The sequence below is a fragment of the Costertonia aggregata genome (genome assembly GCF_013402795.1).
Classification (GTDB): Bacteria; Bacteroidota; Bacteroidia; order Flavobacteriales; family Flavobacteriaceae; genus Costertonia; species Costertonia aggregata.
Window position 1 is genome coordinate 878,878 of the sequence record NZ_CP058595.1, and the last position, 13,155, is coordinate 892,032.

10 protein-coding genes are annotated in these 13,155 nt (G+C 40.3%); 1 reads left to right on the forward strand and 9 read right to left on the reverse strand.

Annotated features, from left to right (window positions below; all coding sequences use genetic code 11):
- Window positions 1-37: 37 nt before the first annotated feature.
- From HYG79_RS04050 to ruvB, 4 genes are all read right to left on the reverse strand, one after another.
- Entirely contained in the window at window positions 38-1,360 is a 1,323-nt protein-coding gene (locus HYG79_RS04050; RefSeq protein ID WP_179240884.1) for an MFS transporter, read from the reverse strand.
- A 118-nt stretch (window positions 1,361-1,478) separates the two neighbouring features.
- On the reverse strand, window positions 1,479-2,399 hold the full coding sequence (gene queG / locus HYG79_RS04055; RefSeq protein WP_179240885.1) for a tRNA epoxyqueuosine(34) reductase QueG: 921 nt from the start codon (window positions 2,397-2,399) through the stop codon (window positions 1,479-1,481).
- Window positions 2,400-2,406: 7 nt separating this feature from the next.
- The gene (locus HYG79_RS04060; RefSeq protein WP_179240886.1) at window positions 2,407-3,738 is read right to left on the reverse strand and encodes a cytochrome P450; all 1,332 of its coding nucleotides are present in this window, start codon (window positions 3,736-3,738) and stop codon (window positions 2,407-2,409) included.
- A 64-nt stretch (window positions 3,739-3,802) separates the two neighbouring features.
- Complete coding sequence (ruvB, locus tag HYG79_RS04065) at window positions 3,803-4,825, reverse strand: Holliday junction branch migration DNA helicase RuvB (protein WP_179240887.1); 1,023 nt, start codon at window positions 4,823-4,825, stop codon at window positions 3,803-3,805.
- Window positions 4,826-4,924: 99 nt separating this feature from the next.
- Between ruvB and HYG79_RS04070 the strand changes: the two genes are divergently transcribed.
- Window positions 4,925-7,189: an acyl-CoA dehydrogenase family protein gene (locus HYG79_RS04070; RefSeq protein WP_179240888.1), complete on the forward strand. Its 2,265-nt coding sequence runs from the start codon at window positions 4,925-4,927 to the stop codon at window positions 7,187-7,189.
- On the opposite strand, the gene HYG79_RS04075 is transcribed toward HYG79_RS04070, so the two are convergent.
- From HYG79_RS04075 to HYG79_RS04095, 5 genes are all read right to left on the reverse strand, one after another.
- The gene (locus HYG79_RS04075; RefSeq protein WP_179240889.1) at window positions 7,186-8,007 is read right to left on the reverse strand and encodes a GIN domain-containing protein; all 822 of its coding nucleotides are present in this window, start codon (window positions 8,005-8,007) and stop codon (window positions 7,186-7,188) included. The two genes, HYG79_RS04070 and HYG79_RS04075, sit on opposite strands and share 4 nt — an antisense overlap.
- Before the next feature lie 160 nt (window positions 8,008-8,167).
- Window positions 8,168-9,991: a cytochrome c oxidase subunit I gene (locus tag HYG79_RS04080; RefSeq protein ID WP_179240890.1), complete on the reverse strand. Its 1,824-nt coding sequence runs from the start codon at window positions 9,989-9,991 to the stop codon at window positions 8,168-8,170.
- 64 nt (window positions 9,992-10,055) lie between these two features.
- Window positions 10,056-11,171 (reverse strand): cytochrome c oxidase subunit II, encoded by a 1,116-nt coding sequence (locus HYG79_RS04085; RefSeq protein ID WP_179240891.1) that lies wholly within the window; start codon window positions 11,169-11,171, stop codon window positions 10,056-10,058.
- A gap of 34 nt (window positions 11,172-11,205) precedes the next feature.
- Window positions 11,206-12,579: a quinol:cytochrome C oxidoreductase gene (locus HYG79_RS04090; RefSeq protein WP_179240892.1), complete on the reverse strand. Its 1,374-nt coding sequence runs from the start codon at window positions 12,577-12,579 to the stop codon at window positions 11,206-11,208.
- A 13-nt stretch (window positions 12,580-12,592) separates the two neighbouring features.
- Complete coding sequence (locus HYG79_RS04095; protein ID WP_179240893.1) at window positions 12,593-13,153, reverse strand: c-type cytochrome; 561 nt, start codon at window positions 13,151-13,153, stop codon at window positions 12,593-12,595.
- Window positions 13,154-13,155: the final 2 nt, after the last annotated feature.

Consider the following 13,155-nt stretch of genomic DNA (forward strand, 5'->3'; position numbering starts at 1 on the left):
TATATAAAACACCTCTGCAAAGAACCCATGCAAGATATTAATCAGCAGTTACAGCACTGGCAGCTTTGGATACGTTCAATCGCATGGCCAACATAGCCGCTATAACGAAGAACGCTCCCGCAAATAAGATGGCATTTACGGCACTACCGCCCAGAAGATACTTGTAAATAGGTCCAAAAGTCAATGTTTCAATACCCATAGGGATTACGATCATCATATTCAAAATTCCCATATACACCCCACGCCTTTCTTGTGGAACAACTTTTGAGACCATGGTATATGGTATTCCCATCATAGCTGCCCAACCAATACCAAAAAGGACCATTGGCGCCAATACCAACAAAGGATCGTTAATAAACGGTATGGCAAAAAGTGCCAGACCGGTACCTACCAAACTCAGGGAATACACTTTTTTACCTCCAAATTTTAAGGTAAGCGGTACTAGCGCAAGGGCTACTACCATGGTAACTATGTTATACGTTAAACTCATTTGGGCCGACTGTGATGCAGCCTCGGAAGTTGAATACCCTAACGTGGACTTGAACAAAGGCGTTATGTATTGCCAGTAGACAAAAAGGGCATACCATTGAAATAAGTAAACGGCCCCTAGTTTCCACATGAATTTTGGCATATCTTTTATCGCTGTACCAATCTCTGAAAACGGTTTGGCAATACGCTGACCCATGGGCAAACTTTTAGTATGGTTTATTTCGGCCAATTCCTCAGATGATGGCGGTATTTCTGGAGTTTTCAAAACCGACCATAATATGGTGGTTATCGATAAAATTCCCCCTATGTAAAATGAGTAGTACAACCACTTTGGAATCTCGCCAGCAACTTCAACCGAATCTCCCCCAAACAGATATTGAAAGAGTACGATAGACCCATTGGCCAAAAGAATACCTGCTCCCACAAACAAACTTTGCATTTGGTAGCCCAAACTCAATTGTTTTTCGGGTAGTTTATCCCCAACAAAAGCACGGTACGGTTCCATGGCCATATTGTTTCCAACATCCAAAATCCATAATAAACCTACGGCAAACCAAAGTACCGGACTGGTAGGAAAAGCAAATAGACAAAGGCTACCTATTATGGCCCCTATCAAAAAATAGGGTTTACGCCTACCCCATTTTTGTGACCAGGTTTTATCTGACATGGCCCCGATAATTGGCTGAACGACCAAACCTGTTACCGGACCGGCTATATTTAAAATAGGCAACATCTCTTCCGGTGCTCCTAAATAAAGAAATATGGGATTGATGGCTGTTTGCTGAAGCCCAAAACTATATTGGATTCCCAAAAAACCCACGTTCATATTAAATATCTGCCAAAAGTTCAATCTAGGTTTACCTATTTTCATTTTTTGATAATTTTATAGCAATATATTGAACAATATAGCATTTTAAACGCTAGGTGTACACAAAATAAAAACCTAAATGGTTATGATAGCCAAACGAAAACGATGTAGTTATATGTTTTCACTTTATGAACTCTATATTGCGTTGCAAACCTGAAAACTTGGTGCGCTTTACAGCAGATTTTTGGAACACTTTCTTAAAGACATCTTCAGTGATTTCTTCCCAGTCCTTTTTGGTCATAGAGAGCAAATCTGGATGGGCATCAAACAAAGGTTCTCTATGCGGTTTTGAAAACTTGTTCCAAGGACAAACGTCTTGACATATATCACAGCCAAATGCCCAATCGTCAAACTTGCCATGAAATTCGTCTGGAATTTCGTTTTTCAACTCAATGGTAAAATAAGAAATACATTTACTGCCGTCCACAACGTAAGGCTCGGTAATCGCTTCTGTAGGGCAAGCGTCTATACAAGCGGTACAGGTGCCGCAATGGTCGGTGACAGGCGTATCATACTCCAATTCCAAATCAACGATCAGTTCGGCAATAAAGTAAAAAGAACCTACTTGTTGTGTTAATAAGTTACTGTGTTTCCCTACCCATCCCAGCCCGCTTTTGGCAGCCCAAGCCTTATCCAATACCGGAGCGGAATCTACGAAAGCCCGACCGTGTATCTCCCCTATTTCTTCCGATATAAATTCTTGTAGTGTTTTAAGTTTTGATTTGATGACGTGGTGGTAATCCTGACCGTAAGCGTATTTGGATATTTTATAGGTGTTCGCTACTTGTTCTTTTTCGGGATAGTAATTCAATAAAAGGGAGATTACCGATTTGGCACCGTCTACTAATAATCTTGGATCCAATCGCTTGTCAAAATGGTTTTCCATATATCCCATTTCGCCATGCATATTATTGTTGAGCCATTTTTCCAACCTAGGGGCTTCTTCTTCTAGAAACTCTGCCTTGGAAACACCACATGACAAAAAACCAAGGCGTTTGGCTTCGGTCTTTATCATTGCTGTATTTATAGCTTTTGAATTCATTGTATAATCAATCCCTGGGAACAAATTTCAGTGGAACCGCTTTAGGCTTTAACGATATCAGCGGATTGATTTCAACTTCGTTATTATCCGTATGGATACGGTATTTTTTAACAAGTTCGGCAATGACCATTATCATTTCATACATAGCGAAATTATTTCCCACGCACATTCTAGGGCCCGCCCCAAAGGGAAAATAATAGTCCGTATAGTCCTTTTTATTTTCTGGGTCAAAACGTTCCGGTATAAATTCGGTTGGATTTTCCCAGAAATCGGCATGCCGATGCAGTTCATATATACTCATCAACCACACCGTTCGCTTTTTAAAATCATACCCGTCAACCGTATCATCTGCCAAGCTAACCCTATCTATTACATACACTGGCGGATATAAGCGCATGGACTCTTCAATACATTGCTTGGCATATTTTAACTGCGCCAAGGACTGCATTATATCGTCCTTTTCAAAATCGGTATTTTTTACCTCTTGGTATAATTTTTCTTGTATAACGGGGTATCTTGCCATTAAAAACAGAGTAAAGCTAAGCGTATTCGCCGTTGTTTCATGACCGGCAGTGAACAAGATCAATACCTCGTCAATTAACTGTTTTCTTGACATGCCCATGCCATCTTCATATCGGGCCTTCAATAACATATCCAACAAATCATCTTTTTCTTCCCCTGAGTCTATGCGCTCTTGAATGATATCATCCAGCAATTTTTGGGCATCTTTTGAAAATTCCAAATGTTTATTGATATCCCCGCTCAACTGAAACCACCACTTTAAGTATGGCTGACGCATTTCTTTAATCAGCATCTTCTGATTCGTGGTAGTGATGTCCTGCAGCTTTCGCATTCTTTTACGAATGTTATCTGCACTAAAAAGGGATTGTGCCACTACCTGAAAAGCTAAATCTCCCATAATAGGAAATACATCTTGCGCTTTATTTGGAAATATTTCCCGCAGTTCGGTTTGGATAGATTTGTGCATAATCCCAAGTAGACCTTCTAATTTTTTCTTATGGAAAGCGGGCTGTACCATTCTGCGATGCACACGCCAAAAATCCCCATTTGACGTGAGCAGACCTTGACCAATATATTTGGCCAAATCTTTGGTTTGCAAGGAAGATTTGTGATAGTTCTTATGGTTCTTTTGAAGTATGTACCGTATGGATGCCGCATTTCTTGTAAAAACCACCTTACTGCCCAAACCGATATTGACCATAAACGTATCACCGTACTTTTCAAAATTTTCATTATGAAAAGGTAATGGGTTTTTTAAAATTCGGTTTCTATTTTTAAAAACGGTGAGTTGTGAAACTGCGACCAAAGGTTTTTTCATTTTTGGGGTACTTTTTAATGGGGCCGTTTTGATTGTTTTTGTACTATTCATAAATGCTGAGACCTTAGAACAATCCCGGTTGTGTTCCTCCTTTTATTTTGCCTAAATGCTTATACGCCAGTTCGGTGACTTCTCGACCTCTAGGTGTACGCATAATAAACCCCTGTTGGATTAAAAAAGGTTCATACACTTCCTCTATGGTTTCCGCGCTTTCGGAAACTGCAGTTGCCAATGTGGTAATCCCCACAGGGCCGCCCTTGAACTTATCGATGATGGTCACCAAAATCTTATTGTCCATTTCATCAAGCCCGTGTGCATCAACATTCAATGCCTTTAAGCTGAATTTTGATATTTCCATATCAATTTTACCGTTACCCTTTATTTGGGCGAAATCCCTTACCCTACGCAATAGCGCATTGCATATTCTCGGCGTTCCCCTACTACGTCCGGCGATTTCGATCGCGGCGTCATGGGCAATGGGTACTTTTAGGATTTCGGCACTACGTTCAACTATGGTCGACAAAAGTTCGGTAGAATAGTATTGGAGTCGACTTTGAATGCCGAACCTTGCTCGCATAGGAGCTGTTAACAAGCCAGAGCGAGTGGTGGCACCGATAAGCGTAAAAGGATTTAGATTAATTTGAACAGAACGTGCATTGGGCCCGGTCTCTATCATGATATCGATTTTGTAATCTTCCATGGCAGAATACAAATACTCTTCTACGATAGGGCTCAACCTATGTATTTCGTCAATGAACAGCACATCACGTTCATCCAAATTGGTTAGTAATCCCGCAAGATCTCCCGGTTTGTCCAGTACCGGGCCAGAAGTAATTTTGATACCGACGCCCAGTTCATTGGCCAGAATATGCGCCAAAGTCGTTTTCCCCAAACCGGGCGGGCCGTGAAACAGGGTATGATCCAACGCTTCTTTCCTTTGGTTGGCAGCCTCAACAAAAACCTTTAGATTTTCAAGAACTTGCTCCTGTCCCGTAAAATCATCAAAATTTACAGGGCGTAAAGCTCTTTCTATATCCAATTCGGCATCGGAGAAACCGTCGGTCGTAGAGTCTAGATTATCGTTCATACATTAACAAAGATAGCTGAAAAAGAAAAAATAGCGCTACGCTTTGATACACTACGTTCAAGATTATATAGTAGCCAATAAAATTTGTAATTTCATAGTATGGAAAAGAAAATGTACCCTGGCGGAATTCTTCAATATATTCCGTTTTTTTATGTGATTTGGTCAGATGACCTTTTATCTGTTTCAGAGATAAATGTAGTACAGAAAGCTATTAAACAAGATAAGGGTTTAACCAAAGATGAGGCTGCGACCTTGAATTCTTGGTTAAACATCAAACAACCGCCAGCCGATGAAACACTCAAAAATTGGAAGCATATCGTTTCCAATTCCAAGGTGAGGTTGGTAGAGAGCAATACCTACCCGTTAACCACCTTAAGTCAAAACGTGGTTTGCCATTATTATAACGAATGTCCTTTCAACGATTCCTTAAAATATATTGAAGTGAATTTGGGGATTCAACCCAACCACTACAACCATCTATTTGATGTTGAAGTGGATCATGAAATCACCTCTGATTATTATGATGCTTCTGAGATAGACACAATTTTAAAAGGAAAACATGCCCCGGTCATTGATGGGTTCAGAGCTGCCTTGGACAAACCCATTTTTGCATGGGACATACACCGTAAAAAAGAGAAGTTTCGAGAAATTGTTCTAAAGCAGGTACAGTTTTTGGCCCATAAGGGTTTTGGTGCAATGGCCTATCCTCAGGCATATGGCGGAACCGGAGATATGGAAGGTTACGCTACCATCTTTGAAAACATGATGTATGTAGATGGCAGCCTTACCATTAAATTTGGTGTGCAGTTTGGACTGTTCGGGGGTAGCATACAAAAATTGGGCACAAAAAAACATCATGACAAATACTTGAAAAAAGCGGGCACAGCAGATTTGCTCGGTTGTTTTGCCATGACAGAAACTGGGCACGGCTCTAACGTTAGAGGCATAAAAACTACGGCAACCTTTGATAAAACATCTGATAACATCATTATCCATACCCCGGGCAAAAACGACAATAAAGAATATATAGGCAATGCCTTGCATTCCAAAATGGCTTCGGTTTTCGCACAACTTATCGTAAACGGTAAAAACGAAGGCGTACATGCCATTCTTGTTCCCGTGCGTGATGAAAAACACGAATTACTCCCTGGCGTAACCATAGAAGACAATGGGTATAAGCTGGGACTTAATGGCGTAGACAATGGTAAAATATGGTTCAATCAAGTTGCTGTGCCGAGGGAAAATTTATTGAACAAATACGGCACCATAACCGACAAAGGAGAATATCACTCCGATATCAAAAATCCCAATAAACGTTTCTTCACTATGTTAGGAACCCTAGTTGGGGGCAGGATATGTGTTGCAAGAGCTGGATTGGGGGGTGCCAAGATGTCTTTGACCATCGCGATAAAACATGCTTTAAAAAGGCGACAATTCAACGATAGTGTAAAAATTCAGGAAGATCTTTTGATGGACTATCCAACACATCAGCTACGATTGACCCCCTTGGTAGCCAGCGCATACGTATATCACGTGACCTTGGATAAAATGATGGAGGTATACTGTGACGATTCACAGCCGGACAAGCGCAAAGTAGAAACCCAGGTTGCCGGATTAAAATCGATCATAACCTGGTATGCAAACAATACCATACAAGAATGTCGTGAAGCCTGCGGCGGAAAAGGATATCTTATCGAAAACCGTATAGCCGACCTAAAGGGAGATGTGGATATTTTCACAACTTTTGAAGGGGATAACAACGTTCTGCTTCAACTTGCCGCCAAAGGCGTTTTATCAGATTTTAAGGCCGAGTTCAATAGTGCAGGGTTTTCATCGGTATTAAAAGTATTGGCCAAACAATTGAGCGATAAGCTATCCAACATAAACCCCATGTACTCAAATAAGGTTGACAAGGAACATTTGTACAATCCCAAGTTTCACAAACACGCTTTCGACTATCGTACGCGAAGATTAACCTACACATTGGCCATGCGTATACGCAGTTACATCAAAAAAGGTATTCCATCATACCAAGCCTTTCTCAAGGTCCAAACCCATTTGTTGGCGTTGGGCAAAGCCTATAGCATTGAACTTGCTTACCGCACATTTGCCGATTTTGCAGAGACCATTAAAGACGAGAAGTATAGGGCCCTTTTTGAAAAATTAGGTACTTTGTATGCGCTATATGAAATACGAAAAGATGCAGCTTGGTATCTGGAGCAAGGTTACATAGGCAGTTCAAAATCAAAAGCTATCCGACAAAGAGTGGAACGTTTATGTACCGAACTCAGACCGCACATTGATGTTTTGGTTGATGGTTTTGGCATCCCCAAGCACTGTATGTCGGCGCCCGTAGCCAACTAATCCTTTTCTTTGTGCAGCTCCGAGGTATCCAAAAATTCAGTGACTACTATTGTAGGATTACCGAATAAGTAGGTTTTTGATGAACCCTTGGAAGATAGCTCAAAATCCTTAAAGGCATATATTTTTGCAGTGGCGGATTCTTCCAATTTAGCACTAACCGTAGCAGCTTCCAGTTTTTGACCCCTAAAATCAGAATCGCCCAGTAGTGTTACCTGAAGCTTATCCGTTGTACCTTCCAACTGGGCTTTGGTATCCTTGTCCATTCTGATATGGTTCGATTCGCTTACTGCATAAATTCGGGCATCTACCCTGTCCTTTAATGAAATATTAAGTGAGTCGCTATCTAGGTTAAAATTACCAAAACTATTGCCTTCCATACTTATGGCTACAAAAGCAGCACTCGTGTTGAGTTCCAACACGGAATCCTCAAAAAGGTTTAAGTACAAATTATCGGTAGAAACTACATCTGTTATCATTTTACCGCTTTTTAAAGTAATCGCATTTAGCACATTGTAGTTGACCGTTATATCCAGTTTCTTTTTTGATGTAATGTTATAGAAAGAGGTAATAATCAAGGTGCTATCTATCACTTTGAACTTTAATACATCCATTAAATTGTCATCGGCCTCTACAATATAGCTTTCCAATCGTGATGATTTCAGGTTAATTTCCAAATCGTCAATTAACTCTATGGCATTGAACGGCGGTAAATCTTCACGTATTTGCGTTACATTTTTATTCCCTTTTATTTTAGGTTTGCGTTGCGCGTAAATAGATAAACCGGACAACAAACATATTAAGATGATTATATTTTTCATTTCTTGAATTTTAACTTTCAACACGGTGACCGCTCCAAAGGTAAACCGATTTAAATGGATTGGCATGACTAAATATATCACAAAAAAACCGAACCTTTTTTACTCCATTACAGGGTATAAAAAAACCCATCTAAATGATGGGTTTCTTTACAATTTTTATCTAGTGATTCAATTCCTCTTCATCGTCCTGTAAAGGGATGTTTTGCGGAACAAAATCCTGTCCGGGAATAATGTATTCCCCGTTTTCATCTACTTTACTGTAGTCGTAGGCCCAACGGTGAACTTCTGGAATAGCTCCAGGCCAGTTCCCATGTATGTGCTCTTGTGGTGTTGTCCACTCCAAAGTATTGGATTTCCATGGGTTTTGAGCGCCTTTCTTTCCATAAAAAATACTACTGATAAAATTATATACAAATACCAGTTGCGCTGCGCCCGCAATTATAGCGAAAACGGTCATTAGCACCTGAACATCAGTTAGGTCGTCAAACATTGGGAAGGCCGTGTTCTGATAATAGCGTCTTGGCACACCTGCCATACCCACAAAATGCATGGGAAAGAATACCCCATAGGCACAAATAGCTGTTACCCAAAAATGTACATATCCCAAATTTTTGTTCATCATTCTGCCTTGGAACATTTTAGGAAACCAATGATAGACTCCTGCAAAAAGACCATATAAGGCCGAAATACCCATTACCAAATGGAAATGCGCCACAACAAAATATGTATCATGCACATTGATATCCAGAGTACTATCCCCTAAAATTATACCGGTAAGACCACCCGTGATGAATGTAGATACCAGACCAATTGAAAACAGCATAGCTGGATTAAGCTGCAAATTACCCTTCCAAAGTGTTGTAATATAATTAAATGCTTTTACCGCAGAAGGTATAGCAATCAACAGAGTCGTAAACGTAAATACCGAGCCCAGGAACGGATTCATACCAGAAATGAACATGTGGTGCCCCCAAACTATCGTCGATAAAAATGCTATCGCCAAAATAGAGGCGACCATGGCACGATACCCAAATATAGGTTTACGGGCATTGGTAGACATAACTTCGGAGGTTATACCCAAAGCTGGCAATAAAACGATATATACCTCTGGGTGACCCAAGAACCAAAATAAGTGTTCGTACAATACCGGTGAACCACCTTGATAGTGCAACACTTCACCTTGAATAAAAATATCAGAGAGGAAAAACGATGTTCCAAAACTTCTATCCATTATCAATAACAAAGCCGCAGATAACAGAACAGGAAATGAAATAACACCGATAATCGCCGTAACGAAAAATGCCCAGATAGTCAATGGAAGTCTAGTCATAGACATTCCTTTTGTTCTTAAGTTGATTACGGTCACAATGTAATTCAATGAACCCAATAACGATGACGCAATGAATATAGCCATTGATACCAACCATAAGGTCATACCCATTCCTGAACCCGGCTGTGCCATCGGCAAAGCACTCAAAGGAGGGTAAATAGTCCACCCAGCGGCAGCTGGGCCGGCCTCGACAAACAATGAGATTATCATTATTAAAGAGGACAAAAAGAAAAGCCAATACGAAACCATGTTCAAAAAGCCTGATGCCATATCACGGGCACCAATCTGTAATGGAATTAAAAGGTTACTAAATGTTCCACTTAGTCCTGCCGTCAAAACAAAGAAAACCATAATGGTACCGTGAATGGTGACCAATGCCAAATATATATCGGCAGACATGACACCATCGGGTGCCCACTTGCCCAATACCGCTTCAAAAATCGGGAACGACTCACCTGGCCATGCCAACTGCATCCTAAACAATAAGGACATGGCAATACCGATGAAGCCCATTATCAAACCAGTAATCAAATACTGTTTGGCGATCATCTTGTGATCCTGGCTAAAAATGTATTTTGTTACAAATGTTTCTTTGTGATGATGTCCATGATCATCATGTGTGTGATCATCTACATGTGCTGTTACTGCTGACATAATCGAATTTTTATATTAATCTTCTTTTTATAGCCTAATTAAATTTGAGCAAATCCTTGGGGATTTACTCAATAGCAGCGGTTTCAGCGCCCTTTGTCATGTTAAAGGCCGGTACCGCTTCATCCTTTACCATGGTATCAGCGAAGGTTTTTTGCTCCGCTATCCATGCATTATATTCTTCTTGGGTCTCCACTATAATCTTCATCTGCATATTATAGTGTGAAGTACCACATATTTTGTTACATAGCAATATATAATCAAACTCCCAAGGCTCTGAATTATCCTCTCCATTGGCTGCCCTTTCTGCCCGGATTGTATTTACTCTTTTTACCTTATCGATTATATCTGGTGACTGGCGCATTTGCTCCGTAGTCTTTATAGGTGTAAAAGAGAATTCCGTAATCATACCCGGAACGCAGTTCATTTGAGCCCTAAAATGTGGCATGTATGCAGAATGCAAAACGTCTTGGGAACGCATCTTAAAATTAACTTTTCTGCCCACGGGCAAATGCAGTTCCTTAACTATAATATCATCTGCCGCATTTGGGTCGGCTTCATCAAGACCTAATACATTAGCTCTGTTGATATCTATCATCCTTACATTGGCATCTCCCAATACGTTATCCTCACCACCATATCTAGCGGTCCAATTGTATTGCTGCGCATACAATTCAACGATTAACGGATCGTCTTCTTCATTTATATCCATGATATTTGTCCAAGTATATAGACCCCATAAAATAAGTCCGGCAAGAACAATAACAGGGATAATGGTCCATATAAACTCCAATCTGTCATTATCGGCGTAAAACAAAGCCTTTCTACCCTTTTCCCCTCTGTATTTGTAACCAAAATAATGTAAAAGTGCCTGAGTAATCGTCTGTACAAAGAAAATAATGATAAAAGACACCAACATTAGATAGTCTACATCCAAACCATGTTCAGAGGCAGCCTCTGGCAATAATACCCTGGTGTATTTCCAAAAACTGAAAATCGTGATGCCATATATAAATACAAGAAACGCGAACAACATGTAACCGTTATTCTTGTTATCGCTATCATTTGCTATTTGAGCATTTGAGCTATCTGTTTTTAGTTGGGACAATTCGAAAATTTTGGTCATTTGCCAAATCGCAATTGCCACGAGTACTAAAACAGCTAAAGTTAATAATGCAGTCATTGTATGATTCTATATTATACCTTAATATTTTCTTTTAATAATGAAAGTGTTTACTTTCTTCAATAAATGGGTTTCTCTTAGGTTGCAAGGGTGCCGAAGCCAACGCTTTGAATACCCAAAATATAAATGCACCGGCAAAAAACAATATAGCCCCGATTTCTGGGATACCGATAAACCATTGATCTCCTACCGTTGCGGGCATGATAGCATTGAATATATCCATATAATGCCCTACAAGGATAACAACACCAGTCATTACAACAAACCAATTTATACGTTTATAGTCGCTGTTCATCAGTAGCAACAATGGAAAAACGAAATTCAAGGCAACCATTCCGAAGAACGGTAAATTATAGTCGGCGATTCTTGTAACGTAATACGTAACCTCCTCGGGAATGTTAGAGTACCATATTAACATGAACTGGGAGAACCACAAGTATGTCCAAAATATACTGATACCGAACATAAATTTAGCCAAATCATGAATATGGCTATCGTTTACTTCTGGTAGATATCCCTTTGATTTTAAATAAATGGTTATCATAGCGATTACCGTGATACCGGATACGAACATACTCGCAAAAATGTACCACCCAAACAGAGTACTGAACCAGTGCGGGTCAACACTCATGATCCAATCCCAGGACATCATCGACTCTGAAATCAAATAAAACACCAGGAAACCTGCAGATGCCCTGAAATTTTTCTTGAAGTTGCTATTGTCATCGGACTCATCTTGAGCCAAGGAAAGCTTTCTGGAATATTCACGATATAAAATCCAACCGGCTAGGAATATGGCCGCACGAATCAAAAAGAAAGTTGGGTCCAAATATCCTGCTTTTCCCTGTAATAAAGCATCATGGGCAACTACTTCTGGGTCCATCCACACAAAAAGGTGGTTCATATGTAGAACCGATAATACCAAAATCACAAAAACAGCGATACCCCCTGGAACCAGATAGGCTGTAATACCCTCCATTACCCTAAACAATAAGGGGGACCAACCTGCTTGTGCCGCACGCTGTATAGCATAAAATGCCAACACACCAAGTGCTATCATAAAGAAAAAGAAGGCTGCAACATATAATGCTGCCCAGGGCTTGTTCTGTAATTGATGTAGCACATGCTCTTCGTGCAACATAGCATGGCCTTCGTCTACATGTACCCCATCTTCGGCATGGCTTCCTGACTTTTCAATTACCGTGCCATGGGCTACCCCCTCACCTTTATCCAAATGTGGTACTGACCCACCATGATCACCACCGTGGCCATTGCCATGTGCAGAAATCATTTCCATAGCCTCTGCTTCAGTGCTCGGCGCAGCTAGAAAACCCCATGCAATGCCTATTGCACCTACGACCATTAAAATAATGGAACCAATTTTCAATCTATTTGAAATCGTGTACATATTGTCCTATGTATTATTTTTGTAATTCTTGTTTCAATTGCATTACGTACTCCGAAACCTTCCACATTTCATCATTATTCATTTGCGAAGCATAAGAACCCATAGAGTTTAAACCGTAATAAATGGTATGGTAGGTACTGCCAACCGTTATATTTCTCGCCACGTCATCATAACTAGGAACCCCAAGAATTTTTTCTTGCTTTACCAACCACCCCTGACCATTACCTTTATCACCATGGCATATAGCACAATAAATAGTGTATAGCTGCATACCTTCGGCCAAATTTTCTTCTTTTTGTATGGAATCCAACGGACTTACATCAACCCGTGCCAAGTCTTTACCCTCTAGAGTGTTCTCAAAGTCATAAGGCATCCAGCCTCTTGAAATAGTACCTTCGACAGGTTTCATGGCTTCGGAACCGTTTGGTAGGAAATCTACTTCTTGATAGGTTTCATAACCTACAGATTCATACATATTTGGCATGTATTGATAGTTACGGCTGTTCTGGTCAGAACAAGACGCTACAAAAATAACCAAGGCGAATACCAATACTACTTTTCTAAAACTGTTCATAT

What these genes read in the sequence shown, in the direction of transcription:
- HYG79_RS04085 (WP_179240891.1), bottom strand. Translation starts at nt 11,171, where the DNA reads ATGACTGCATTATTAACTTTAGCTGTTTTAGTACTCGTGGCAATTGCG.
- HYG79_RS04050 (WP_179240884.1), bottom strand. Translation starts at nt 1,360, where the DNA reads ATGAAAATAGGTAAACCTAGATTGAACTTTTGGCAGATATTTAATATG.
- HYG79_RS04095 (WP_179240893.1), bottom strand. Translation starts at nt 13,153, where the DNA reads ATGAACAGTTTTAGAAAAGTAGTATTGGTATTCGCCTTGGTTATTTTT.
- HYG79_RS04075 (WP_179240889.1), bottom strand. Translation starts at nt 8,007, where the DNA reads ATGAAAAATATAATCATCTTAATATGTTTGTTGTCCGGTTTATCTATT.
- HYG79_RS04080 (WP_179240890.1), bottom strand. Translation starts at nt 9,991, where the DNA reads ATGTCAGCAGTAACAGCACATGTAGATGATCACACACATGATGATCAT.
- HYG79_RS04070 (WP_179240888.1), top strand. Translation starts at nt 4,925, where the DNA reads ATGGAAAAGAAAATGTACCCTGGCGGAATTCTTCAATATATTCCGTTT.
- queG (WP_179240885.1), bottom strand. Translation starts at nt 2,399, where the DNA reads ATGAATTCAAAAGCTATAAATACAGCAATGATAAAGACCGAAGCCAAA.
- ruvB (WP_179240887.1), bottom strand. Translation starts at nt 4,825, where the DNA reads ATGAACGATAATCTAGACTCTACGACCGACGGTTTCTCCGATGCCGAA.
- HYG79_RS04060 (WP_179240886.1), bottom strand. Translation starts at nt 3,738, where the DNA reads ATGAAAAAACCTTTGGTCGCAGTTTCACAACTCACCGTTTTTAAAAAT.
- HYG79_RS04090 (WP_179240892.1), bottom strand. Translation starts at nt 12,579, where the DNA reads ATGTACACGATTTCAAATAGATTGAAAATTGGTTCCATTATTTTAATG.